Raw genomic sequence first — 25,755 nt, forward strand, 5'->3', positions numbered from 1 at the left:
GAGATGTCTTCGCTGCAGATGAAGGCCCTCAGCATTCAAGAAATGCTGGGGGCCTTGATTTATTGAGGCACACGCTTTTCATCATGAAAAAAACCGCTCTGGCAAAAACGCTGCAGGAGGTAAAGTGCCATTTTGAGCCCAATGAAGGACCAAATCCCCGGTAATAGCTGATAATAGCACCCCATTACGGTAATGTCCCGCGGCCACGTAAAGTCCTTGGCGTCCAGGCCATGGCCCCAGAATGGGAAGACCATCAGGCGCCATGGGTCTAAGTCCAGCCCAAATGGCTTGCCAATGCATCTGGGAAATGCGGGGACCAAAATAACGAAACGACTGAGCCAATTGGGCCACCCCATCGGCTGTGACGCGGTCATCAAATCCCGCATCATCTTCCGTCGCACCCAATATCAGCCGGCCATCGGGTTTGGGTACCACGTACCGGTGATGCGCAAAGACGACATGGCGAATGGGAACCTCATCGCTTGTTAATGCAAGAATTTGGCCGCGGATGGGCTTAATGGGTAATGCGCGCACTTCATCCAATGTCGCTAAAATGGATTGAGCCCAGGAACCCGCGGCGACAATCACCGCTTTTTGCGCCCGAAACTGTCCCTTTGTGGTGTCAATTCCCAACACATCCCCACTCTTTGATGTCAAAAAGCGTTGGACCATGACGCCAAAGTGGCTTGCCATGCCAGCATGATTCCCAGCTCGCACCAGGGCCTGAACCAGTTTAGGACCATGCACCTGCATCTCGTGAGGCGCATATAAAGCCCCCACAGCATGTTGCATGTCCGGTTCAAGATCTTTCAATTGTGCGGACGTAACCCATTCGACCGCGACTTTATTTTTTTGCCAGCGATATAACTCATTCAGTCTTTGTGCTTCAGCATCATCTAATGCAGCTTGAATCACGCCCGTTTGATGCAGATCCACATGCATCTGACTGGCTTCTTCAATTTCTTCTATTAAGGCGGGATATCTAAGAAAACTCGCCTGCAGCAAATCGAAAAAAGGCACCGATGATCCGGCTTCAGCCGTTGGCGATAATATGCCCGCCGCAGCTCGGGAGGCCTGGCCACCAGGTGGCCCCTGATCAACCAGCATGACGGAGTAGCCATGCGTCACTAAACGGTACGCAATCATCGCCCCGATAATACCCGCTCCGACAACAATGAAATCTTGGCTGTTATCCATCTCCTCCATTATCATTCCCCTTCCCCACCACACACGGCACAATCCCGGCGGGCCGTAAATTGGATAATACGCGACTGAGCCCGGTACGCATCATAGGTCCAAATCCGGCCTTGCAAGAGATCTCCGGCATGTAACAAGATTTTTAATGCTTCTTGCGCTTGAACTGTACCAGCCATGCCCACTACCGGTCCTAAAACCCCGGTGAGCGCACAATTTTGGTCCGCATAGGGAGAATCTCCAAAAAGACACTGCAAACACGGTTTACCGCCATTGACGACATATACTTGGGCTTCATAGCCAATGGCCCCGGCAAACACCACCGGCACATGATGGCGCACGCTAAAACGGTTTAACACTGTTCTCGTGTTCCAGTTGTCTAGGCCGTCGATAATCACGTCATGTCCTTTTAGCAACTCTTCGGCGTTGTCCTCATTAAGCGCTACCGGCTCGATCTGAAACGACGCTCGCGGTGCGAGTTCTTGCAGGTGTTCGCGTGCAGCCTCGACTTTGAAACGGTTGATATCCGTTGGCCGAAACAGGATTTGCCGTCCCAGATTGTGGGCATTGACCCGGTCGGGATCATAAAGCGTTAGGTGACCCACGCCTTGCGCTGTCAGGTATAAAGCGGAGGCATTGCCCAGTCCTCCCATTCCGACAATGGCCACACGGCTTTCCTTGAGCCGTGTGGCCCAGGAAGGCTTGGCATCTGGCAACGACACAAGCCGTCTCACACGTTCTTTATCCGTTATCACCATAACATCATTGACCTGCAGCAATCATACCCGTTGTGGGAGAGGACGCGACGGCATCTTGTCTTTTGGGCATCCGCCCTGCTTCAAAGCCTAAACGTCCCGCCTCTACCGCCCATTTCATCGCCTGAGCCATCATCACCGGATCACCTGCTTGGGCAATGGCGGTATTAATCAGTACCGCGTCGGCTCCATTTTCCATCGCAAGACAGGCGTCTTGAGGACTTCCAATGCCAGCATCGACAATGACAGGCACAGATACCCGCTGTTTGAAGCGGCGGACGGCCTCGACATCCAAGACCCCTTGACCTGATCCAATCGGCGAACCCAAGGGCATGATGGCATGTGCTCCCGCTTTATCGAGATATTTGGCCAAAACCGGATCCGGTGTGGTGTACACCATCACGGTAAAACCCTCTTGCACTAACACTTTGGTCGCTTCCAAGGTTTCAATGGGATCAGGCCATAATAAATCTTGATCGCCGATAATCTCCAGTTTAACCAGCGTGCCAATGCCCGCAGCTTTAGCCAAATGCGCTACGGCAATGGCCTCTTTAGCCGTGTAACAGCCAGCCGTATTCGGTAAAATCCGCACGTTCTTAGGAATAAAATCGAGTAATGACGGCTCGTTCGGATTGTCTAAATTCACCCGGCGCAGCGCGACGGTGACGAGTTCTGTTCCAGACGCGATGATAGCCTCCCGCATCAGGTCAAAAGTTTGATATTTACCCGTTCCGACAATCAAGCGTGATCCAAAAGTATATTCCCCAATTTGCAACACATTCGCCATGTCTTAACCCCCTCCGACAAATCGTACAATTTCCACGGTATCGTTCTCTTGCACTTGACCATGATCGAAATCCGTACGGCCAATAATTTCGCCATTGACCATTACGGCGACTGTTTGATGATCCACTCCTAAAACATCTAACATCTCTTTAACGGTCCGAACATTTTGCAAGTCACGCGGTTCTCCATTGATAATCAGTCGCATGGTGTACCTCCTGGTGAATTCGGGTACGAAGAGTGTAAATGGCTTTTTATCTTTTCACACGCGGCAATGGGATTGTCCTCATGCCACAAGCCGTCAGACAAGCAGACCCCGTAAATCCCCATTCCTCGGAATGCTTGGACATTGTCTTGCGTAATGCCTCCAATAACGAGAACAGGGGCACTGGCTTGGAGGACAATTTGGCGCAGGTCCGACCAGGACCTGGGAGCCAAACCCGGTTTGGATGTGGAGACAAAGGCGTGACCCCACAGATAATAGTCCGCTCCTTGGTGATAAGCTAACTCGTCGAGGGTGTGTACAGATGCCATGATGGGCTTATGCCAAATGGAGCGCAGTGATGCAGCGGGGGCAGAATTTGCAGGCAGTGCCAACCCATCGGCTGGTAAAGAAAGCGCCACCGAGACGTAGGAATTAATCCATAGCGGAAGAGCCGGAGCAATCTCACGGATTTTTAAGGCTGTGCTCTTAACGGAAGGAGCGAGCCCTTCTTTATCGCGCACGATGAGACCATCAAGAATGCCTTGCAAACTGGGCAAAATGGACCATGCACTATGAGGAAACCGCGGTACATCGATCACGCCAATTACCATCTCATACCCGCCCCAAATAAAAAAATCCGCATGCGAGCGGACAACACTCGCTTCCCTACGATGGTGCTAACCATATCAGGTTCGAAGGGTACGGCTTGTGCCGTTCTCAGTCCTACAAGGACACCCCTAGCGATCATGTGATGATATTTTTGATTTCAGCCATTCCATCTTTTCCAACGACAGCCCTTAACGGTGGTGGTAAAAGCAAGGATGACTTTCATTCATGATGACCTGAATCACAGCAAAATGTCAAGACTCTTGAAAAAATTGTTGGCTCCAGACTCTCATCAGCACCGGATATCAAAAGATTATGACGATGTCTCATAGTGCGCGGTGGACAATCCCATTTGTTGACCAAAAGTTTGCGCAATGTCTTTGGCTTGTTTGACCCTATCCGGCATTCCCACTCCCCCTTCGAATGCTCCCAACACAAAGAGTCCTGGAAATCGCGCAAGATATTGATGGAGTTCGGCAATTCGCTCTAGATGCCCCACAATATATTGCGGCATGCCTTTGGGAATACGAAATACGCGCAAGTATTGAGCAGGATGTTGAATGTGCATAGTTCGTTCCATTTCCCGATAAAACAATTGCGTTAACGTGTCATCATCGTATTCCAAAATATTTTCGGTGGACCTCCCATAAAATGCCCGCAATACAAATAATGGGGCGACGTGCGGGTAATGCCACTTAGAAGACACCCACGTTACAGCCGTCATGCGCAACCCGGATTGTTTGGGCACCAAGAACCCCGTCTTATCCGTTTTCACCGGGATATCCTCCGGATCATAAGCCGCGCCAATCACAGCCAGATTCGCATACGGAATATTTTGCAAAATACTTTGAGCTTCGTGAGGTAAAAAGGGCAGGACTTTAGCAGTGGCATAAGCGGGAATTGTCATAATGACCGCATCATATTCATCCTGATGTTTTGCGGAGATAACAGACCATTTTTGATGAGTGGCCGGTTCAATGTGCTGAACGGGTTCCGACAATAGGACATGCGTGCGTGAAAGCGCTGAGGCCAGGCTGTGAATAATTTGCTCTAAACCCCGGTCAACCGTCAAAAAGGCACTATGATAGCGTTGCACAAATTCGTTGGGAGGGGGTGGAATACGCCGTTTCGACCCCAAGTAGACGGAGCGAGCTTGCTGTTCAGCCGCTAACAAATGCGGAAAAGTGGCCTTTAAGCTCATCTGGTCAATATCTCCTGCAAAAATTCCCGACAACATGGGCGCCGCGAGCCGATCCACAATTTGATTGCCAAAACGCCGCCGAAGGAAATGGCCAAGAGATTGATCTGTCGTTGGTCCTTTGCTCATAATAAAATCTTTGGCTAACGCCATTTTCCCCGTTAACGAAAGCAAAGGACTGGTTAACACCGGTTTGGCTTTCGTCGGCACGCCCGTTTGAATCCCGTCGGGAATCGGATAATATCGATCCCGCCAAAATACATAGGCACCGCGAACGCGTGGATTTGTTCCAATTAAATGCGGTCCTAATCCTACGCTTTCACACAATTCTACAAGATCTGGCTTTGTGGCTAGAAAGGAATCCGGCCCTTTTTCCAACACAATACCGTAGTCGGTATCGGTGCGCACCCATCCCCCTAATTGATCGTCAGCTTCAAATAAATCGATGCTCACTTCCGGATAGTACCGCTCTAGATAATATGCCGTAGAAAGTCCCGTTAATCCCCCGCCTACCAATGCAACACGCATCATGCCTTCCTCACTCCAATTGAGACGTCTCTATAACGAGATGTGCCAACATCTCAAGAAATTGCGGGTCATCATTAAACGAGGCCGTTCGTTCCATATGCACCCCGAGGCTTTGGGCGACCCGCTGGCACTCAATATCCAAATCGTAAAGCACTTCGAGATGATCTGAGACAAATCCTATCGGACAAATTAAGACGTGATAGTAACCTTCACTGGCCAACTGGCGAACCGTATCGACAATGTCCGGTCCCATCCATGGTTCCCCTGTCCTCCCTGCACTTTGCCACGCATAACGGTAACGCGTTAGACCACACGCTTCAGCAACCATCTCCCCGCTTTGTCTCAGCTCTGTCGGGTAAGGATCGCCCTGCTGGTAGATTGTTTGCGGCAAGCTGTGTGCAGTGAAAATACTTACCAGATCAGCTTGCTCGTCTGGCGAAAATTTCTCCCGTGCCTCGTGAACGCGGTGCGCAACCAGTTCGATAAACCGGGAATTTTGGTGCCATGAAGACACGCCTTGCCATGGCAAAGACAAATTGTGCGTGGCCAGCGCCTCTTTAATCTCGTCAAAATATTCTCCAACACTCATGGCGGAATAATGTGGGGTCAAAACTAGGGCGACAAACCGCTTTATCCCGGCACGCGCCATGTCCCTGATAGCGTCGTCGATAAAGGGCGGAGAATGTTTTAAACCGAGAAAGACCTGAAATGATTCTCCAGCTATCGAATTTAACGCCTCTTGAAGCCCTGCTGCCTGCCTTTGGGTGATGGCTGTAAGCGGAGAAAATCCGCCAATGGCTTCATAGCGCATGCGCAAATTGTCCAACTGCTCCGGGCTTGGTGCACGCCCATGGCGAATATGTGTGTAATAACGGGGCAAGTCATCCGGATCTTGAGCTGAACCGTACGCCATAACTAAGACACCAATCACCCATCATCATCTCCTTACCATTATATCCCAAAATGTTAGAACGCTTTACTTAGCACGATTCATAAGGATATTCATGCACGAGTTGGACTAATCGCTTAAGGTCGTCGGCATTAGCGGCGGGCGGAACCCCATGTCCTAAATTAAAGATATACCGTGAGTCATGAGCCATCATCGTCAAAATGTGGGTGGCTTGGGCAGCGATAACATCCCACGATGATAATAGGGCAACCGGATCTAAATTGCCTTGGAGGGTAATGTCCTTTCCTAATTGCCTACGAACTTGTGATAAAGGCACCCGCCAATCAATTCCCAACACACTGGCTCCCGCTTGTTTCATTAAGGGTAATAAGGCTGCTGTACCGGTTCCAAAATAAATGGTGGGAACCTGAAATCTCTCTAATTGTGCAAAAATATACTGCATAACCGGAAGCACAAACGTTGCATAGTCGTCCACGCTGAGCGTTCCAATCCAGCTGTCAAAGATTTGCACAGCCTGTACTCCATGACGAATTTGGGCACTTAAATGTTCGACAATGCCTTCAGCCAATCGCATCATCAGGTCCTGCCACAGGGCCGGTTGTTCCCACATCATTTTTTTCGTATTTTCATACTGCTTAGAAGGCCCGCCTTCAATGATATAACTCGCCAATGTAAAGGGCGCTCCTGCAAAACCAATAAGTGGGATGGGATCAATTCGTGCACAAATGCGTTCGATACTCGAAAAAACTTCGGGGAGATCCTCTTCCGGTCGTAGCGGTTGTAACCGGGATAAATCTTTGGCGGAACGAATCGGATGCGCAATCACAGGCCCTTTATGTTCTTGAATATCAAAGTCAATGCCCATGGGTCCCAAGGGAATCATGATATCAGAAAATAATATCGCGGCGTCCACGCCTAATTCCTCTACGGGCCGACAGGTGACTTCGGTAATAACGTCTTCCGAATGAGCCATTTCTAAAAACGAGTAGTGCTCACGCAATTGGCGGTATTCAGCCTGATAGCGACCGGCTTGACGCATAAACCAGACGGGAATGGCATCATGAGGTTTTCCCCAACAGGCATCAATAAATCGGCTCGCGTGACTCACCCCTGTTGTTCCTCCTTCTGGCATGTTCAAGGTATTATAACATAATAAAACGCGCTCTCTTCATGCGAAGAGGCGCGCTTGGACTTACTTGATACCTGGAATTAGTACGTCTCTGCAACTTGGGGTTCCCCGGCCAGCACAGCTTCTTCTTCGGGTTCCTGAGAAACCTCCCCATGAATCGCCATGTCGCCTTCGGCCAACTGTTTGTCAGCTACCCGCAAGGGAACAATCAAACCAATGACTTTCAAAATCCCCCAAGTCATTAGGCCATCATACACCACAATCACGAGCAGTGCTTCAATTTGTACAAGCACTTGGTGGGGGTTTCCGTAAATCAAACCGGTAACCGAAACGCCTTGCCCAACTTTCTTCGATAAATATTCAAACATATTGGGATCCGCAAAGACTCCTGTGAGAATTCCTCCAAGGGCTCCCGCCACAGCATGGGTGTGGAAAACACCCAGCGTGTCATCCACTTTGCGGAACAGCTTGGTTTGACCCAGCTTGTTCATGCTAAGCCATGGCACAAACCCTGCCGCGACCCCAATAGCCAGTGCTCCGTATCCATTGACATACCCTGCAGCCGGGGTAATGGCTACCAAACCACAAACCATCCCATTAATAGCTCCCACTAAGGAGGGTTTAGAGGTGGCCCACATGTCCATAATCATCCAGGTCACCAAGGCAACACCCGTCGCTAAGTTGGTGTTTAAGACCGCTGCCGCCGCATCCGCGTTGGCGAAGTAAGGATCTCCACCATTGAAACCGTTCCATCCTAGCCATAAGATTCCGGCACCGGCTAAGGCAACTAAGAGATTATTGGGATTGAAATTTTTGCGATCTTGCATCAAGCGGGGACCCACCACGGCTGCTGCCACGAATCCGGAAATACCAGCAGCCACGTGAATAACATAACCTCCACTGTAGTCCACCGCCCCTAATTGCGAAAGCCAGCCGCCGCCCCACAACATAAAAGCGTTCACGCTGTATACCAAGGTTGACCAAACCGGAACAAAGAGCATCCATGCTTTAAAATTCATACGTCCCAAGACGCCGCCAGCTAAAATTGCGGGAGTAATGGCTGCAAACACAAACTGGAAGTATACTAACGTCGATCCGGGGAACTGGAATGGTGGCATGGCACCGGTCACAAGAGGCACAGAGGCTTGACCCTGTTCATATAAACTCCCCAAAATCGGATGGGGCACTCCAACCATAGCCCCTAAAATGCCTGGCCCCAGTTTAAGAGGAGTTCCAAAACCCATACTATAGCCAAACAATACCCATGAAACGAGCACAATGGAGAAAGCGTAAAGAACCATAAACGCTGAATTGACAGCCCATTTTTTCTTAACAATACCACCATATAAAATTGCTAGGCCTGGCACACTTTGCAACCCGACAAACGTCGCGGCTGTTAGCTGCCAAGAGTTATCACCTGTGTTCAAGTAGGAAGGGGATGGAATGTACATTGGCTTACTCCTCTCAAGAAAACGTTAACCAATATTGCTGAAAAATTATGCATCTGCACGTATGAATATCGGACTATGGTAATGTTACACAACGAAACCGAAAAAATCAATATATCTGACACAGGTTTAACAAATATTTCTCACATAACTTGCAAATAATCCTTAACACCTTACATAGTTTATGGGTCAATGCTCGTTGTGGTGCCGTAATAGCCCTGACATATCTTCCAATTTGTTGTTCTAGAATGCGGATTTGTCTTTCCCTATCACATCTCCTGTCGTGCATCCATTTCTTTACGACAAAACGTAAACTTTAATGATTACGTGATTAATCTACGGCATCGTGTTTTTTGCAGCTCAAATCCAAAGTTTTGCCGATCCAAAAAGGAACCGACATCACGTTGTAACCAGCATTGTGTCGCAAGGCGTGGAACTACATTAAGGGGGAATAAGTTGTGAGACATAAATGGTTATCTGTGGTTATCACTAGTGGAATGCTGAGTGTTATTATCGCGGGATGTGGACAAAGTCAGGCCCAAGGTTCTTCAGGGCATAGCAGCGCACAAACGGTGGTTGATATCAAAACGGCCATGGTTAAAGGGCATAATGAGTCCATTTTGACCAATGCCAAAGGGGATACTCTTTACTATTTCACTAAAGACACATCTTCCCATTCGGCGTGCACGGGCAGCTGTGCTCTGATTTGGCCTCCCTTATTGGCGAAAAATGGTATTTCGGCTCCGCCTTCCATTAAAAGTCATTTTTCAATACTTCACGATCCGAATGGTCCCCAGGTGGAATATAATGGGCACCTGCTTTACCGTTACTCCGGCGATACGGGGCCACTACAAACCCATGGGGAAGGATTATTTGGCGCCTGGTTTGTAGCTACTCCGCATCTCGCTCAAACAGGTTCCCCGATGAGCTCAAATTCATCGTCGATGATGTCAAATTCGCCGTCCTCATCTTATTCTTATCCATCATCGTCCTCTTCATCATCAGGATCTGGTTACGGATACTAACGGAAGACCTCTTTGCGAAAAATACGGCGGGTCTACCACCGGGGACACGGCGGCGACCTGCCATTTTTGTTTTTTACACCTCATGACGAAATCGAAAAAACACCCCATGAGTTTTTAAAGAGGCCCGACCAAAATGACTGGCATGCCTGTGATCTCGATGCCGTGGGTGGACTTGTCTTTTCTGTGTTCTGGTGAATTCATCATTCTTTTATATCATTGTCGGCTGTTAGCTATTGACACCAAATTTTTTAATGCGCGTCGAAACAAAACCAAACCGACTGCACCCACAGTCACCAATGGTAAAGCGGCCGCCCACGGAACTTCTGGCAGCTGACCCGTTGGCAGAGTTGCTGCGGCGGCGTAGGTGAACTGGGTACCGTAGGGAAAATTAGGATCGGGATAGCCGGCAAAGCGTGTAAACACGGCACCACCTTCCTTTGTATTGATCAGGGCGCCGTATGTACCTCCAGCGGTAGGGTTCTTGGGCATTTGAAAGCTAAATTCGTCCCATGTCGTGCCCCAACTGATTCCATCTTGTTTGGCAAAATTCGGTGTAAAATCTCCTTGGATTTTTCCAACATATGTTAACGGCACGGTATCAGAATATCCATTGGAATTCGAAAACAAGCTTATAGTGAATCCGTTGTGGCCGTTACCCGGCAACGTAAAGACATCGACAGTTTGTCCAGCGTAATACACTGGTTCAGAGGATGCAAAGCTCGCTCCCGTTGACAATAAGACGATACCCACGGTGCCAGCCGATATGACAGTCGCTTGTTTTAATCGGTTTAAAAAAACCTTGAACACTGATCCATCCTCCTTTCGCGGTACGGCAAATGTCAGTAGACTCTCCTCCAACACACCTCAAGAATACGGGGTGTGAGGACACCGTACAGTACCCAAAAAGGTCTCAGCCAAGGTTCTACTAAGCCATACTTATTCCTAGTTCCCTGCACAATGATGGGGTGTCAAATTAATGAGGTGACTTGAGCAGATAAAATCCGAAGTAAGACGCGGGGATCCAAAAAAATCTGCAGCCCTCTTTGCCCAGCGCTAATGCTGATAAAGTCCAAGGCCATCGCAGACTCATCAATATAACACGGATAGGCTTTTTTCATTCCCAAAGGGGAGACCCCTCCCCGAATATAGCCGGTTAATCCCTGGAGATCTTTAGTGGCAACGAGCTCAACATGCTTGTTGCCACTAATGCGTGCCAGCTTCTTCAAATCAATTTGGGCATCTCCTGGTACCAAAGCCACTAACACCCCTGTTTGGTTTCCCCGTAAAACCAGTGTCTTAAAGATAAAATGGGGCGCAATGTCTAATTTTTTGGCCACGGACAGGGCGTCGATTGCATCTTCGGACCACTCGTATTCATGTACTGAATACGTGATTCCAGCTTTATCCAAGATGCGACATGCAATGGTTTTTTTGGCCATGGTTCCTTCGCCTCGATCAAAAAAAGTCAAAGAGAATCTCACCCTTTTGGTTGCAATGACACAATTTTAGGACAGATCTGCCGCCGTTGGTTCGCTGCAGTCCTCCGAGCCATCCTCTTGATTTCCTCAATCAGAGATCCATGGCATCGTACGACATCCATAGACGTTAAGGAGGCTTTCAAGGGACGTTCAAGTGAATGGTATACTTTCCCTAAGCGACAAAACAAGGGGGACAGTACTAAAAACGGGTCTTGGAGACCTAGCAAACCCCCTTCGGAATCTTGTTGATTCCCTGATCATGCTCACGTCATTTTTTAGGTTGTGCAATCGCATCGATAGAAAGAAGGAATTTGCATGAAAATGAATTCATGGCCACAGTTTGAGCAGATCACGCCCAGTATGATAACCGCTTTAAGTGCAAGCAGGCAGGAACCCCCTTGGCTGAGCGATTTTCGCTTGAAGGCGTTCGAACGATTAAACGTGGCTGCTGTGGCCCCATTTTGGCCGTCAACGGCACCTATAGGTTTTAGCATCCCTCCTAACCGCCAAGAAATTGCTGAATATCATCAACATCCTGACGAAGCCGATCTTGTTTATCAACGCCTTAGCCAAACTTTGTCTGATTCGGGCATTATTTATGGAGATTTCTATGAGGTGTTACAAAAATATCCAGACATAATTCGCCAATATCTCGGATCCATTATTACCATCCAGGACAGTCCGCTATCTGCTCTTAACTCCGCCTTTTTTACAGGGGGAATGGTCGTGTACATTCCCGACCATGTTCATTGTCAAGTTCCGTTAAGTTATTTCCGTGCCTTTGCCAATCCGGGGCAAATTGAACGCCAATTAATTATTTTAGGTACTGGAGCCAGCGCAGAGTTTGTTGAGGGACGCCCGTCGTTAGATTATGCTCCCCATCATATTATGCTGACAGAAGTGATCTTGTCAGAATCCTCATCATTAAAGTACACCGCTATCAAAAATTGGGATAGTCACGTTAATACGTGGGTCAAAAAACGCACACGTTGTGCTCAAGGGGCCCACGTGACCTGGGTTGAGGGACATTTTGGGGGACAGTCCACACGTGAATGGACAGAAGTTATTTTAACGGGCGACCACGCGCATTGTGATATTGTCAGTTACTTATACAGCGCCACACCGCAAAATATCTCATATGTTCCCCGCATTATTCATGATGCCCCTCACTCATCATCCTGCCTCACCGTGCACGGGGTGGCCACGGGTGATTTGCAGATAATCGGAGAACACGATGTTTTACCGCATGCACAAGGGGTCACTATCCAGCGTGACCTTTTAGCATTACAATCCTTAAGCGCACACGTGTCGTTATCCAATCCCAGCATTATTGCTGAGCCGGATGCCGAAATCACGGGAAATGACTTTGTTATACAATCGTGGAATCCTTTAGAGGCCTATGAAAATGGCCGGGCCCTGGAGATTGCCCATGCCTTTTTAGCCCACCTTCCCATGGAATTTGCTATCGAAGCCCAACGCTTAATCCATCAAAAATCCCACCAGGAAATTCCGGGGCGTTAATCCAACATCGCCCCGGCAGGCAACCGAACGCGGTCTAGCAAAGCTGCTAGCTGGTGTCCATCCCACAGTTCGATACCCTGGTGTGTAGCCAACTCCCAGATTTCGCTGCCATAGGTGCCAACCGTGATATACAGGGCGCGCTCCACAGATTGTTGCTTTTTCAGCGATATCAATTCATGCATATCAGCTTCGTGAACAATACGATTTTTGACCTCTAAATACGCCAAAATCCGCTGAGATGGATCAGAAGAATGATGCAGTTCGAGCCATGTATCTTTCACGCACGCTCCTTGATAACCGAATTTCGCAAATAAATGCCGAATCACACGACAAAACTGCAAGGGCGTCATGAGCTCACAATCGCTAATGGTAATATACCGTCCAATATCCTCTCCACGATCCGATGCCGGCCCATAACCTAACACGCGTGCTTCGAGTCGTTTAATCAGCATATCAAGATAAATACGGTCCACTTTGGCTAAATGAAAAGTCTCGGCAATCAGTGCACTAACCGCCTCAATTTGAACTTGGGTTAAAGGGGTTCGTTGCTTTTCCAACAACCGGGTCACAACCGGTTCGATTTTGGGCCAGTATTGATCGAGTAATTGACGGCGCAACCGCTGCATTTCTTCAAAGTATCCCAAGTTCCTCACCAATCCCCTCGCCATGACAGCATCATTGCGCATGAGAAGGATTTGGCTGATTCTCTCCTTTCGCTTGCGCTCACGCGTTTTCAGGGTTTTCATTCCCCATGGCCCCAAACCTTTGACGATCACGGGTGAATCCGCATCACTCGTTACCGATTTGAGGCTAATCAAATTTTAGAGCGAGTCACCATTAAGTGTAGGATGACGATTTAGCTCACCCAGGTTCAGTCTAGAGGTTATCAAAATCGCCTACAAGTCCTTGGATGGAGAATAATCCGATCCCACCACAATTTTAAAATCCCAGGGGGTAGTGTGATAAGCTGTAAATTCTTGTTGACAGGCTCCCAGCATTCCAGCAATTTGGTTGCCTAAATACCGGTCCCCTGTGGTATTAATTAATACACTGCGGTGATGGTTATGATGATTAGCCCATCCTACGGGCAACACCGTGTATCCTTGTTGTTGAAGCTTCTGTGCCAATTGCTCTGCAGGCCTTAAGCTGCTCGTGCCGCTTTCAACTTGGAACACTAGGGAGTGTTTTTGTTGAGAGGTCAGATTGTCCCCTAGCAAAACATTTTGGATTAGAAGCGGTGTGAGGTGCCGGCTCCAATGCCAATAACTCAAAGGAATATGCATGTAGGGATCAACATGTGTGGTCGCATAACCGGGAATCGTGGCAAACCGCACAGAAGACAGAGAAATGCTCCGTGCAAATAACCCCAACGACAATAATTGCCCTGTAGATAAATTGGTGTAACTGAGTGCTGAAATCAAATCATGCGCTAAAAGAGGCCACCGGGGAATTTCCTGGGGTTTTAGAAGTTGTGCAGCCATGTCCCGCAAGACTTGTTGTTGTTGCTGAATCCGGCCAATATCACCTTGGCTGGTGTTTCGAAAACGGACAAACTCCAACACTTGCTGACCGTTTAAATGATGGACACCTTTTTTCAAATCAATTCCAAGAGGGCCGCCTGGCTGATAGACTTCGTTTTGGGGAACATCAACAGTCAACCCGCCCATATCATTGATGATTTTGGCAAACTGAAACAAATTTAAATACGCATAATAGTCCACAGGAATATGAAAGGTGTTTTCAACCACCGCCACCGTTTCCCGAATGCCACCGAAAAAACTGGCTTCTGCAATTTTGGTCTTGCCGACCGGAGGCACTTCAACACGGGAATCACGAGGAATTGATAAAACCCCTACCTGTTTGGTGGCCGGATTAATAGAAACGAGAATCATGGTATCAGTGCGGTTACGCGCATCCTTGGCGGTAATATCATGGTGATTCGCCGTTTCCAAAGAACTCCCCAGCAACAAAAATGTAACCCGGTGTGTAAACGGATACGCAGTATAATGGGCATTTTTTGAAGACACATGAGCCGTGGCTAAGGCATGCGCCGGATGTTCGATAAACATCCCGTACACGGTAGTAGATGCTGCCAGGGCCAATACACCGATCCCCACCAGATACGGCCAGACCTTTCGACGTTTTCGCGACTTGCGGCGACGTGACTCCATAATCTCTGTTAAATCCTTCCTTTCCGATTACTTCCGATTACTTCCGGTCACTTTTCTACGCGTAATGGGAGGGGTCAAAGAGGACACGGCTCAATGTCCCCGTGGCCTCCCCATCCTCTCATCTTTCTAAAGGCCCCGCGTTAAGCGGTACATCAAGCTGGGTTGGGACAAAGGTGCTGACAGCGTGAGAGGAACAGACCAATGTTGAGAACCTGCAGTAATCGACAATGACCCTGTTTCTCCCCCAGTCCAATGAATACGTTCTTGCACATGTTCACCCGGCCACATCACAGTCGATACCGATTGATTCGCGACCAAGGCGACCGAATGGGTCCACGGTGCATGAATTTCCCCTACCACTTGACCTTTTTGCACTAATGAGACCGGTTTCAATTGCGCAGTTAATTGATTGATTAAACTGACTCCATCATTGAGGGCCGATTGTAACTGAGGTAGCTGCTTTGTTCCTTGTTGTCCCAACACCGCTCCATATATCGTCACGCTATGGGAGCCAATGGTCCTTGGTGCTGAAAAAACAAAACAGCCGCCAGCTGCTAAGGTGGAACCGGTTTTAACTCCCGTTATTCCATCATGGCCCACGACATAGTTAAAGTTTTCGATGGGACGGTTGCTATCAGGCCAGGAAATTTGCGGCATGGCCACAATTTGTCGAAACACGGGAATTTGCATGGCTTTTTCGGCGATAATCGTTTCATCCCGGGGAGTGCTGACATTTCCAGGATTTAACCCACTCGGCCCGACAAAATGAGTATGATGCAAACCAAGCTTCTTAGCTTCTTGATTCATAAGCTGGGTAAAAGCCTGGGAAGAGCCAGATACCCAGTCGGCCGCAATATGGGCGATATTGTTGCCAGATGCCACAAGCAGACCTTCAAGAATATCGCGTTCCGACAATTTTTCGCCTTGTACCACCTTAGCCACGGATTGCTGGCTTAAAATATCTTGTTGGTATTCGTGAACATCGTGGGCGGTAACAGTCACCGATGGTCCTTGGCTATAGAGTCCCAATGGATATTTTTGTAACAATAAATAAGCCGTCATCATTTTGGTCACACTGCCAACAGGAATCGGCTGATTTGGGCCGGCAGCGCCCACTTTGCCACCAGGGCTAAGAGCTAAATATGACTCCGGACCACCTGGCCAGTCCATCTGCAATGCTGTCGCCATATGTGGGGGTGTGAGCGTTGACGTCAAGGTGGCGGCCCCCACGGGTCGACCAATTTGTATCCCTAATGCCCCAACCACGACAACACCAATCCCCGCCAAATATGTCCATTTTGCCACAGCGATCCCTCTTTCCTAAAAATCGACAAATCATGAAACAGAATTCCACAAATAAAAAACGCCCAGGATGCGCCCTGGGTTACCACTTTTATGATGTGTTGTACCAAAATCCTGTTAGACTGTGGGAATCTGTCTTTTCGTGGTCAGCACAATGGCCGCGCCCACAAATACGGCATACACGACAAGTCCCATGACGATAACAACAGGCCATGGTAAGTGACCGTAAGTGGCTAAAACTGTTCCCGCTACAGCAAAAAACGTGGCGATCATGCCCCAAATGGCCGTAGTAGTGTAAGCTCGCACTCCTTGATGACCTGAAGATAAATAAATAAAAACCAAAGAGGTGAGAAATACTGCTGGAAATCCGGATAAAATTCCGGAAAGAAACGGAGCGGCCCGGGTTACAAGACTGACCGAAACAACAATCAATCCCCCAACAACAAAACGAATGATTGACACCATAATGATGCCTCCTTCAGTGATATAAACAGGGACAACCTCTAAGCATGCGTGTAAGGGTAAATTCTTGAGAAACGCTAGAAACTTAAAGTGATTGCATCACCGCAACCGTTAAACCGGCGATGGTTCCCCAAAACAATAGCAGCGATCCAAAAGCCCAATGAAAACGCTGATGCTTGAAAACATATGGAGCAACTAAGGTGACAGCCATTCCGGCAATCAACGACACGCCCCCGCCCATCGCCATTTGGCGGAGAATACGATCTAAATGCGGTCCGTTATGGGCCAGAGCTCCCACAATCAAAGCCGATGTAAACACGGCCGGAAATCCCGCCAAAAATCCTCCAGCTTTACCACCTACTTTTTTCGTAAGCCACGTTGCAAATGAAACCGCGAAACCACCCATTAAGAACTTCAATAGAAGATCCATGACCTCATTCACCTCATAATTAAGACTACAATGAATTCTCCACGTCGTCTAAGATGGTTTTGTTATAATTGTGCATAGGAAAAATCTATGTCTAGGAAAACGAGGCAATTGCCGATGGAACTTAAACAACTCGAGTATTTTGTAGCTGTCGCGGATCATAAAAGCATCACGAAGGGTGCGGCCAGTCTATATGTGTCCCAACCCACCATTAGTCAACAAATCAAGTTATTGGAAGAAGAATTGGGCCACCCTTTATTTATCCGCCATGCTCAAGGCGTCGAACTCACCGATGATGGGGCCACGCTGCTTCGCTATGCTCTTCGCGTGTTACAAAATGTTGATGACGCCAAAGCCGAAATTCAAGGAGCCTCTTCCGCTCATGGAACCATTGCAATGGGCGTGTTACCCACTCTCACCCGTTCCATTCTTCCCACTGTAATTCGTCAATATCAACGAATGCATAAAGACATCCAATTTGCAGTAACAGAAGGCAGCTCTCAACGCCTGTTAAAATCCATTACAGCGGGTGATCTTCATCTCGCTTTAGTCGATTTACCTTTAAGCGATCCTCTCTTGGCTGTTGAAACCCTGTGGACAGAAGAGCTGATTCTTATTACGCCCCACGCGATGCCTTTGCCGCCAGGCCCCTTGTCATTAGAACAGGTCCGTCACCTGCCTTTCATTACAATGGAACCGGGTTATGGACTTCGTGATGCGTTGTTTCGCATGGCCCAAGCCCGTGGTTTTAATCCCCACATCGTTCATGAACTCACGAGCATTGGCGCCATTATTGGTTTTGTGGAACACGGTTTTGGGATTAGTGTGGTACCTGAACGTACAGTGGAATTAGAAATTCAATCCCGCCGCATTGGCTTTGTGCGCCTAGCAGAAAGCAATACGCGAGACATTGGTATGATTTGGCGCGCGCATAGACGCCTACCTGATCCCGTGCAAACGTTTTTGGCATTTCTTCGCAGCTATGGATGGCAATCTAAGTAACATTTTGAGAGGTTTTGGGAATTTATCTCCTAAATCTGAGAAAAAACGTGATAAATGGTCATTGCACGTGTCAAATGGTTCTATTGGGTAATAATTGGTCTCTACATATAATGACAAATTAATCGTTATTTCGTATAGTGTGTCCGACTCCACGCGCCGAATCGTAATTTTTGTAATTACGTACGGGGGATTACTAGGATTTTATCCTAGGGTGAATCGTTTGCCATAACGGGCAAATGTAGGGCTCCTTCAGCCCGAACCAGTGAACTAACCTCGAAGGCAATATCCGAAGGAAGGGAGCCTATTTCTTGAATCTTTTACGGTCAAAAAAAGTCGCTGCGAGCATTGCAGTAGGCTTATTGTCTGTGCCTGCGGCCATTAGTATGTTAACTGTGTCGGCATCATCTACTGTGACACTCGCATCTGCCAACACCAGTGCCGCCCCGAAATTTTTATCCGCGCGTTATTACACCGTGCAACCTGGGGACACATTAAGTGGTATTGCATATCGGTTCCATACTTCCGTTGCGACATTAGTCGCCTTAAATCACATTAGTAATCCTAATGCGATTTATGTCGGACAAGTCCTGCGCATTAGCAATGCAGCGTCCAGCACAGCCTTAGGTTCGGGAACAACTAGTGCTTCTCTCACTTTTGATACCGCCCATTCGACGACCTATACTGTGCAGCCCGGTGACACCTTAGGCGGTATTGCGGCTCGGTTCGGAGTTACCGTCGCAGAACTCGTGGCATGGAATCATATAGCGAACCCGAACCTCATCGCTGTCGGACAAGTTCTCGTGATTGGTACAACATCTGGTTCGACAAGTTCTAGCGCTAGTCCCGCATCTTCTCCTGCCAGTTCTTCCTCTACAACATATACGGTTCAGGCCGGCGATACCTTGGGATTAATTGCCCAAAAATTCGGAATTTCATGGCAGACTTTGGCTTCCTATAATCACTTGGCGAACCCAAATGTGTTATATGTTGGCGAAGTCCTCCAAATCCCCGGTAATGGACAAGCCTCATCGAGCGCCACGGTTCAATTGCCTGCTCAAAATGCGTCGGTCAGTTTTGGACAGGCTATTGTTAACACCGCGGAACATCTTTTAGGTATTCCATATGTCTGGGGAGGAACGACGCCCGCCACGGGATTTGATTGTTCGGGATTGGTCTATTATGTTTTCCGGCAAAACGGTGTGCCCATGCCGCGCACGAGCTGGGCTCAGTACTCTTATGTGACCAAAATCGCCAAATCGCAGTTGCAACCCGGAGATCTCGTGTTCTTTAGCACAGATGGTCCCGGTGCATCCCATGTTGGCATTTATATTGGAGCCGATCCGGCCTTAGGCTATTCTCAGGCCTTTATCGAAGCTCCAGAACCAGGCCAAACGGTGCGCATATCAAACCTCAATAGTCCCTATTATCTGGATCACTATTATGGCGCAGGCACTGTAAACCCGTAACCCTAATACAAAACTCAGACGAAGACTTCGGTCTTCGTCTCTTTTTTTTCTAAATAAGTATTCTCGCGATATTCCTTTCCTCACTGAGAAACAACGTTATCACGTCATGACATAAGTCATATCATTAAGTTAAAATTAGTAATGTTAGTTTATGTCTGGGCGCCTTTTAGGATAAATCTTTGCCTTGTCCCAAAAGCCAAAAACAGTGGCCAATTTATTTACAAAGGACCCTATCCACACTAGGGAGCATACTGATAAACTGTTTTTGAGCCGGCAGCATAATCAGTCAGAGAGCGAAGGAGAACAATATGGGAAAAATTTTTGATAAACTCCTACCGGAGCATGAAGCCTTCATTTCCCGGCAACCGATTTTCTTTGTGGCCACAGCTCCTCTCACTGCACAAGGCCATGTCAATCTCTCCCCCAAAGGCTATGATGTGTTCCGGATTTTTTCTCCCACACAAGTGGGATATCTTGACCTCACGGGAAGCGGCAATGAAACCGCCGCCCATATTTTAGAAAACGGACGCATTACCTTCATGTTTATGGCGATTGAAGGTCCCCCTCAAATCCTCCGGCTGTATGGAAGAGGATATTCCGTCCGTCCCACTGATTTAAAGTGGGAGGAACTTTCTACATCCTTTCCCACTCACTATCCCGGAATCCGTCAAATTATTATGGCAACCATCCACCAGGTGAGTACATCTTGCGGTTATGGCGTGCCCTATTTATCTTATCAAGGTGACCGGGATACCCTCTCACGGTGGGCCCAGGCCAAAGGACCAGACGGCATTATCCACTATCAGCAAACTAAAAATCGGCACAGTTTAGACGGGATTCCCACGAATATTTGCCAGGAATAAGGAAACGATTGGCGCTCGATTGATCACAAAGTCAAGCTTCCGAGGAGCAAAACAATCGCGATGATATAAACGGAGAAACTAGGATTTAATCGACATAGCCAATAATGCCGCGCAACGCCTTGAGAACCCGTTCATAATGCCCGGGGTGAAAGGCATCTGCAGGCGGCAATTGATCCATCGTAAACCAGTCTGCCAGAAGAATTTCTTCAGGTTGGGGTTTAATCGTCCCACCAATTTTGTGGCCGCGAATGACGATATGATATAAATGATGCGATAGAACCCGGCGGTCCATCCAATTGTCAAAAACTCCAACCACATTATCAGGCTTCATATGAATGCCGGTTTCTTCTTCAACTTCCCGAATCACGGCGGAACTAGGACGTTCGCCAACCTCAACCGCACCTCCGGGCAATGCCCACTTTTCTGTATCTTTGCGCTGGATTAACAAAATCGCATCGCCCTGAATGACCGCCCCATCCACACCAACTTTGGGAGTGACCGGCGTGATATCACTTAATAACGGAGCATCGTCCGGTAATCCTCCCAATATGCGGGCTAATTTATGAATTCGGGCATAACGTGCTTGATCATAAACATTGTCGGCATAATGTTGTCCGTCCAACGCCAACGCTTCAAGAATTTGGCCAATTCGAGCGGGTGTGAGTCTCTGATCTTCACTTTTCACGACATATCCCCCCAGGATCAACGAGAAATGGCCATTCTCAATCCATCTTCCCCTTAACGGGCTCACCTTATTTTAGCAATTTCTCGAATGGGGTGAAAAATACACCTATCCGCGCACCCGCGCATCGTGCAATACGCGTTCCACCATGCGCTTTAACACTTTAATGTTATCGGGAACCGTCACAATATATGTACCTGTCTCGTCATATCCGATGTATTCCATCGATTGCGCATCATATTGCAAGGCATGGGCCACAAAGTATTCAACGTATGTTTTCGGACATTGATGTCGAGCCTTTAACCGCATAAATAGCGCAGCCGACATTTTCCCGATAATGTCCACAGCGATAATAGGCACACCCTCGCAAGTTTGGACTCCTAATTTCCAGTAGACATAACCCTGGTCGAGCCATACGGGTTCTTTGGCAGTTGCCTTAAGCGTGAAGATACACCCCCTTCGGTCCGCTAATAAATCGATTCAAGATTCGACATTCACAAATGATTTTCCTGCCCACCGGAACATTGACAAAAAACTTCTTCTTGCTTCCAATATATTCGCATTAATCCGGAGCGATATCATTTGCGTATTGCCGATATTCTCCATTATTTTTTATGGTACCACGTGAAGCGATTATGAGGACATTAATCTGATCAACTTTTTAGGGATTATTGGGCTTTACAGCGCACGCGGTTCAAGACAGATATTCGTATCTTCTATCGCATACTCATATTGCGTGAATAAAACCTTTGGAACTGTCAATTCCATGATTTCCGGTACATCGTCGATCAAACGGGAGACGCGAAGAAAAAAATCGGTTAATCTCTCTACTATATCTGTTAACGCCGTGAGACTCTCTTCTTCGAGAATTCCGTGAGCTAATGCCATGGCATCACGATCAGTCAAAGGAATCAAGCGGCTATGAGCCATTGGAGAGGTGGTGGTTCGCACCGTTAAAACCGGGCCAAATAGCGAATCAATATGACAGTAAAGAGACATTTGCAAGGCCAAAGTTTTTCGGTCAAAAGAGGAAGAGGAAGACGCCAGACCCGCTAATGCCAAGAGTTCGAGAGCTTTTTGTGGCCCAATCCAAACCGCGGTATCTGTCTGCCACGCACGCGCCAACGCCCGGGCTTGCGTCATATGAACTCGGTCTAAATCAGGCAAATGACCCAAAGGTTGTCTGCGGTATGCGGCATAATGGCTCACTTGAACAAGTGCTCGTACTGCCAGTTCCGGAAACGGGTACACCGGAATCCGGAAGGAGTTTCCACGAATATAGTCAATGGGACCTGGGCCGGTCATCAAAAAGTTAGCCACAATCGGTTTGATGAGACCTACGTCCGTGACGGCGTCACGAATAGCTGCTGAAACTCCGGCTGCCTCAGAAATTCCAACCGGAATAAAGAGGACAATAATCGCATCTACAGTCGAATCCTTCAACGCAGCATGGACTTCGTCATAATACCTTGGGGCCAAAGCCGTAAATCCTAAGTCAATAGGGGGATGAGCCAATCGCATGCCGCCGGCCTTTAAAGCATCCACGGTAATGACAGCGGCACCGGAAGCATTAGCAATAACTTGCACGCGTTTTCCCGTCGGCAAAGGCATTGAGCTCAATAACGCGGCGACATCAAATAATTCTTGCAATGTATCGGCACGGATAATCCCGGTTTGTTGAAATAGCGCTTTAACAATATTGTCATCGCCAAAATGTTGGGACGCCATCTCAGGAGAAAATACCGCATCAGAACTGCGCGCGCTTTTTACCACTAAAATTGGCTTATGTTGCGTGATCCGGCGTGCAATGCGGGAAAATTTTCTCGGGTTACCAAAGGATTCCAAATAGAGCAAGATCATTTCTGTCGCTGGATCATCTTCCCAATATTGCAGGAGATCGTTAGAAGACACATCCGCTTTATTGCCTGTACTGACAAAAGAGGAAACACCCACACCCATGCGGGTCGCATAGTCAAGAATGGCAATCCCCAAGGCTCCCGATTGACTCGCGATAGCCACCATTCCTTGGGGAGGCAAAGTCGGTGAAAAACTGGCGTTCATACGGACTAAATCGCTCGTGTTAATAATTCCCAGTGAATTAGGACCCACCAGACGAATTCCTTCGTGTCTCAACATTTGTGTAATAGATTGTTCCAATTGGGCACCCGCTTCATCTTGATCGGAAAATCCTGCTGATGTAATGAGCACCGCACGCACACGCGCTTCAATGCAATCCGTCACCACGTGGCTGACCAAGTCCCTGGGAACCACAATCACAGCTAAATCTACAGGATCTGGAATGTCTTTAACCGAAGGATAAGCTTTAACACCTAAAATGGCCCTGGCACTAGGGTTCACCGGATAGACTACGCCGGTGAATGACGCGTTTAAAACATGTTGCAATAGTAAATGACCAAGCCGGTGTGAATCGCGTGATGCCCCAATAATCGCGACGACAGATGGTTCAAAAAATGCGCGTAATGAGGCAGCCGTGGCGAGCTTTTCCCTGGCACCGGCTAATGCATGGATGCGTTCTGTCTGCTGCAACGGCAGAACCAGGTGAATGACGCCAGAATCCTGTTGTTCATGAATTTCATAGCCACTATCTTGGAAAACGCGCAACATGGCTTGATTTTCGCTGAGAACATAGGCCTCAAACTGGAGGACGCCCCGTCTCCATGCTAGTTCAGCCAAATGTTCCAGTAACAACGTGCCAAGTCCCCGTCCTTGAATGCGCTCATCAACAAAAAAAGCCACTTCAGCGGTCGTATCCGACACCATAATATAATGACCAATGCCTAAAATTTGTTTTTGACTCACACAGACTAATGCCTTACCCCGTCCCCCAGCCGATATCATGCGGTCAATTTCGGCATCGTCCACTTCTTTCACCATGTGAAAAAATCGGTGATAGAGAGCATCCGGGGACGCATTGCGAAATAATTCGCGTAACATTTCCCGATCGGCATCTGTAGGACGTGCTTCCCTAAGATCAGCAACCCTCCCGTCTCGCAAAATTATCCGCGCCATGGTTAATCCCTGCCCTCCGTCAGTGCCTCTTCTTCATTATGAACTTCCGCCAAGAATACTTATAATGAAATAAAAAGAGTGGATGCGAAAATGACGCAATTAGCAAAGTTTGTTTATTCACCCTCATATACTCAATATGATTTCGGCCCGTCTCATCCCTTTAACCCGATGCGGCTTGTTGCAACCAAAAGCTTAATTGACACCATGGGCTTATTAACCCCTTATGACACGATCATACCGGATTCTGCAACCTTTGACGAACTCTTTTTGATTCATCGCCCCGACTATATTGACATGGTACAGCGTTTTCAAACACGTGAAGACACACTAAATCCCAATCTTCTGCACTTAGCTCAAGAGTATGGGTTGGGAACAGAAGACGATCCTGTCTTTCCACAAATGCACCTAGCGGGCTCCCTAGCCGTCGGCGGAACTCTCACAGCCGCTCGCCTTGTGGCCAGTGGTCAGGTGCTTCATGCTCTTAATATTGCGGGGGGTTTACATCACGCCAAAAGAGCCTCGGCCTCGGGCTTTTGCATTTATAATGATGTCGCTGTTGCGATCAAATGGCTTCGACAACACACTTCGTGGAAAATTGCCTATATTGACACCGATGCACATCACGGTGATGGTGTACAACAAGCATTTTATGACGACCCTAATGTCCTTACCATTTCGATGCATGAGACAGGACAATATCTATTCCCAGGTAGTGGCAGTGTGGAAGAACTGGGAATCGGTGCTGGCTACGGCTTTTCCCTCAATCTTCCCTTGCGCCCCTATAGCGACGATGAATCCAGCCTCGAAAGTCTGTTGTCGGTTGTTCCTCAAGCCTTAGCCGTTTTTCAACCGGATCTCATTGTGAGTCAACATGGCTGCGACGGACATTTTTGGGATCCGTTAACCGATTTATTGGCCTCTACCTATTTTTATGCCCAAGTTCCGTTGCTCGTGGATTCCTGGGCACACCAATTTAGCCAAGGGCGCTGGATTGCCGTAGGCGGTGGCGGGTATGAACTGTTACGGGTTGTGCCCCGGGCATGGACGTTATTATGGGCGCAAATGATTCACCAGCCTTTAGCCGATTCCGCCATGATTCCGTCTTCGTGGCTGGAACAGTGGCAATCTTCTTCTCCGCAACCCTTACCTCGTAACTTCTTGGACCCCATGGAAGTTCGGCCGACCACGCCAGGATCCTTCGCGATAGCCCAACAAAACCGCCAAACCATTTACCATCTCAAACAACTTGTTTCTTGGTTGCAATAACCTTGGATCAACAATATTAAAAAAATTTAACAGATTCTTATGTTAAGTCCATATCATCCAAAACAAACCGTGCTATAATGTAATTGACAAATATGTGAATGATTTCACAAGGAGGAATAATGATGACTCACTCCAACGAAGAATTGTGCCCGGTTTGCCACCAATATCCCGTACGATATCAAACGCTAAAAATTACTGGAGATGTTTACGCAATTTGTGACAATTACCCCGAATGTTCTTATGTTAGCCGGCTTGAAACCCCGGCACAAGATTGGGCAACCATGCGGCCTTCTGCCTAAATCTC

The 25,755-nt window shown here is 48.1% G+C and carries 26 protein-coding genes and 2 riboswitches; of the genes, 7 read left to right on the top strand and 19 right to left on the bottom strand.

Translation table 11 applies throughout. From position 1 onward, the window contains the following. Positions 1–81: 81 nt before the first annotated feature. The 9 genes from thiO to AOA63_RS16190 form a co-directional block, all read right to left on the bottom strand. Positions 82–1,197 carry a glycine oxidase ThiO gene (gene thiO, locus AOA63_RS16150; RefSeq protein WP_206742836.1) on the bottom strand — a complete coding sequence of 372 codons (1,116 nt, stop codon included), beginning with the start codon at positions 1,195–1,197 and terminating at the stop codon, positions 82–84. Between the two features lie 11 nt (positions 1,198–1,208). Next, entirely contained in the window at positions 1,209–1,952 is a 744-nt protein-coding gene (locus AOA63_RS16155) for a HesA/MoeB/ThiF family protein (protein ID WP_053960831.1), read from the bottom strand. A 4-nt stretch (positions 1,953–1,956) separates the two neighbouring features. After that, a complete protein-coding gene (locus tag AOA63_RS16160; RefSeq protein WP_053960832.1) occupies positions 1,957–2,736 on the bottom strand; it encodes a thiazole synthase in 780 nt (259 codons plus the stop codon). Positions 2,737–2,739: 3 nt separating this feature from the next. Continuing rightward, the gene (thiS, locus tag AOA63_RS20005) at positions 2,740–2,940 is read right to left on the bottom strand and encodes a sulfur carrier protein ThiS (RefSeq protein ID WP_053960833.1); all 201 of its coding nucleotides are present in this window, start codon (positions 2,938–2,940) and stop codon (positions 2,740–2,742) included. Next, a complete protein-coding gene (locus AOA63_RS16170; protein WP_053960834.1) occupies positions 2,931–3,548 on the bottom strand; it encodes a thiamine phosphate synthase in 618 nt (205 codons plus the stop codon). Before AOA63_RS16170 ends, thiS begins: the two co-directional genes overlap by 10 nt. A gap of 35 nt (positions 3,549–3,583) precedes the next feature. Beyond that, a riboswitch (TPP riboswitch) is annotated at positions 3,584–3,686 on the bottom strand. Between the two features lie 170 nt (positions 3,687–3,856). Further along, on the bottom strand, positions 3,857–5,272 hold the full coding sequence (hemG, locus tag AOA63_RS16175; protein ID WP_082344088.1) for a protoporphyrinogen oxidase: 1,416 nt from the start codon (positions 5,270–5,272) through the stop codon (positions 3,857–3,859). Between the two features lie 7 nt (positions 5,273–5,279). Further along, entirely contained in the window at positions 5,280–6,200 is a 921-nt protein-coding gene (gene hemH, locus AOA63_RS16180) for a ferrochelatase (RefSeq protein ID WP_171822771.1), read from the bottom strand. Positions 6,201–6,249: 49 nt separating this feature from the next. After that, positions 6,250–7,287: a uroporphyrinogen decarboxylase gene (gene hemE, locus AOA63_RS16185; protein ID WP_171822772.1), complete on the bottom strand. Its 1,038-nt coding sequence runs from the start codon at positions 7,285–7,287 to the stop codon at positions 6,250–6,252. A gap of 101 nt (positions 7,288–7,388) precedes the next feature. Then, a complete protein-coding gene (locus AOA63_RS16190; RefSeq protein ID WP_053960837.1) occupies positions 7,389–8,759 on the bottom strand; it encodes an ammonium transporter in 1,371 nt (456 codons plus the stop codon). A gap of 455 nt (positions 8,760–9,214) precedes the next feature. Here AOA63_RS16190 and AOA63_RS16195 point away from each other — a divergent pair, with 455 nt between their 5' ends. Continuing rightward, positions 9,215–9,781, top strand: coding sequence for a COG4315 family predicted lipoprotein (locus AOA63_RS16195; RefSeq protein WP_053960838.1), 567 nt, complete (start codon positions 9,215–9,217; stop codon positions 9,779–9,781). A 213-nt stretch (positions 9,782–9,994) separates the two neighbouring features. Here AOA63_RS16195 and AOA63_RS16205 read toward each other — a convergent pair whose 3' ends face one another. Together AOA63_RS16205 and ybaK are read right to left on the bottom strand one after the other, a co-directional pair. After that, positions 9,995–10,588: a hypothetical protein gene (locus tag AOA63_RS16205; protein WP_197648416.1), complete on the bottom strand. Its 594-nt coding sequence runs from the start codon at positions 10,586–10,588 to the stop codon at positions 9,995–9,997. A 161-nt stretch (positions 10,589–10,749) separates the two neighbouring features. Next, positions 10,750–11,220 carry a Cys-tRNA(Pro) deacylase gene (gene ybaK, locus AOA63_RS16210; RefSeq protein ID WP_053961201.1) on the bottom strand — a complete coding sequence of 157 codons (471 nt, stop codon included), beginning with the start codon at positions 11,218–11,220 and terminating at the stop codon, positions 10,750–10,752. A 354-nt stretch (positions 11,221–11,574) separates the two neighbouring features. Here ybaK and AOA63_RS16215 point away from each other — a divergent pair, with 354 nt between their 5' ends. Then, positions 11,575–12,780, top strand: a complete 1,206-nt coding sequence (locus AOA63_RS16215) for a SufD family Fe-S cluster assembly protein (protein WP_053960840.1) — start codon at positions 11,575–11,577, stop codon at positions 12,778–12,780. Here the strand turns inward: AOA63_RS16215 and AOA63_RS16220 are convergent. The 5 genes from AOA63_RS16220 to AOA63_RS16240 form a co-directional block, all read right to left on the bottom strand. Next, a complete protein-coding gene (locus AOA63_RS16220; protein WP_053960841.1) occupies positions 12,777–13,466 on the bottom strand; it encodes a restriction endonuclease in 690 nt (229 codons plus the stop codon). The two genes, AOA63_RS16215 and AOA63_RS16220, sit on opposite strands and share 4 nt — an antisense overlap. A gap of 210 nt (positions 13,467–13,676) precedes the next feature. Further along, positions 13,677–14,951: an LCP family protein gene (locus AOA63_RS16225; RefSeq protein WP_053960842.1), complete on the bottom strand. Its 1,275-nt coding sequence runs from the start codon at positions 14,949–14,951 to the stop codon at positions 13,677–13,679. 126 nt (positions 14,952–15,077) lie between these two features. Continuing rightward, positions 15,078–16,256 carry a D-alanyl-D-alanine carboxypeptidase family protein gene (locus AOA63_RS16230; RefSeq protein ID WP_053960843.1) on the bottom strand — a complete coding sequence of 393 codons (1,179 nt, stop codon included), beginning with the start codon at positions 16,254–16,256 and terminating at the stop codon, positions 15,078–15,080. A gap of 114 nt (positions 16,257–16,370) precedes the next feature. Further along, the gene (locus AOA63_RS16235; protein ID WP_053960844.1) at positions 16,371–16,718 is read right to left on the bottom strand and encodes a DUF3147 family protein; all 348 of its coding nucleotides are present in this window, start codon (positions 16,716–16,718) and stop codon (positions 16,371–16,373) included. Between the two features lie 82 nt (positions 16,719–16,800). Further along, the gene (locus AOA63_RS16240; RefSeq protein WP_053960845.1) at positions 16,801–17,145 is read right to left on the bottom strand and encodes a DUF3147 family protein; all 345 of its coding nucleotides are present in this window, start codon (positions 17,143–17,145) and stop codon (positions 16,801–16,803) included. Positions 17,146–17,232: 87 nt separating this feature from the next. Between AOA63_RS16240 and AOA63_RS16245 the strand changes: the two genes are divergently transcribed. The 3 genes from AOA63_RS16245 to AOA63_RS16255 all read left to right on the top strand — a co-directional run bounded on the left by AOA63_RS16245 (position 17,233) and on the right by AOA63_RS16255 (position 20,473). Next, positions 17,233–18,144, top strand: a complete 912-nt coding sequence (locus tag AOA63_RS16245) for a LysR family transcriptional regulator (protein WP_082344090.1) — start codon at positions 17,233–17,235, stop codon at positions 18,142–18,144. Positions 18,145–18,288: 144 nt separating this feature from the next. Then, a riboswitch (cyclic di-AMP (ydaO/yuaA leader) is annotated at positions 18,289–18,441 on the top strand. A gap of 11 nt (positions 18,442–18,452) precedes the next feature. Continuing rightward, positions 18,453–19,610 (top strand): LysM peptidoglycan-binding domain-containing protein, encoded by a 1,158-nt coding sequence (locus tag AOA63_RS16250; RefSeq protein WP_053960847.1) that lies wholly within the window; start codon positions 18,453–18,455, stop codon positions 19,608–19,610. 308 nt (positions 19,611–19,918) lie between these two features. Next, positions 19,919–20,473, top strand: coding sequence for a pyridoxamine 5'-phosphate oxidase family protein (locus tag AOA63_RS16255; protein WP_053960848.1), 555 nt, complete (start codon positions 19,919–19,921; stop codon positions 20,471–20,473). Between the two features lie 85 nt (positions 20,474–20,558). Here AOA63_RS16255 and AOA63_RS16260 read toward each other — a convergent pair whose 3' ends face one another. The 3 genes from AOA63_RS16260 to AOA63_RS16270 all read right to left on the bottom strand — a co-directional run bounded on the left by AOA63_RS16260 (position 20,559) and on the right by AOA63_RS16270 (position 24,185). Beyond that, positions 20,559–21,158 carry an NUDIX domain-containing protein gene (locus AOA63_RS16260; RefSeq protein WP_053960849.1) on the bottom strand — a complete coding sequence of 200 codons (600 nt, stop codon included), beginning with the start codon at positions 21,156–21,158 and terminating at the stop codon, positions 20,559–20,561. A gap of 105 nt (positions 21,159–21,263) precedes the next feature. After that, positions 21,264–21,515 (bottom strand): hypothetical protein, encoded by a 252-nt coding sequence (locus AOA63_RS16265; RefSeq protein WP_020376307.1) that lies wholly within the window; start codon positions 21,513–21,515, stop codon positions 21,264–21,266. 318 nt (positions 21,516–21,833) lie between these two features. After that, on the bottom strand, positions 21,834–24,185 hold the full coding sequence (locus AOA63_RS16270) for a GNAT family N-acetyltransferase (RefSeq protein WP_053960850.1): 2,352 nt from the start codon (positions 24,183–24,185) through the stop codon (positions 21,834–21,836). A gap of 90 nt (positions 24,186–24,275) precedes the next feature. Here AOA63_RS16270 and AOA63_RS16275 point away from each other — a divergent pair, with 90 nt between their 5' ends. Together AOA63_RS16275 and AOA63_RS19440 are read left to right on the top strand one after the other, a co-directional pair. Next, the gene (locus tag AOA63_RS16275) at positions 24,276–25,451 is read left to right on the top strand and encodes an acetoin utilization protein AcuC (protein WP_053960851.1); all 1,176 of its coding nucleotides are present in this window, start codon (positions 24,276–24,278) and stop codon (positions 25,449–25,451) included. 119 nt (positions 25,452–25,570) lie between these two features. Further along, positions 25,571–25,750 (top strand): hypothetical protein, encoded by a 180-nt coding sequence (locus AOA63_RS19440; protein ID WP_139061678.1) that lies wholly within the window; start codon positions 25,571–25,573, stop codon positions 25,748–25,750. Positions 25,751–25,755 lie beyond the last annotated feature (5 nt).

Origin of the sequence: Sulfobacillus thermosulfidooxidans (genome assembly GCF_001280565.1) — a bacterium.
GTDB lineage: Bacteria > Bacillota > Sulfobacillia > Sulfobacillales > Sulfobacillaceae > Sulfobacillus > Sulfobacillus thermosulfidooxidans_A.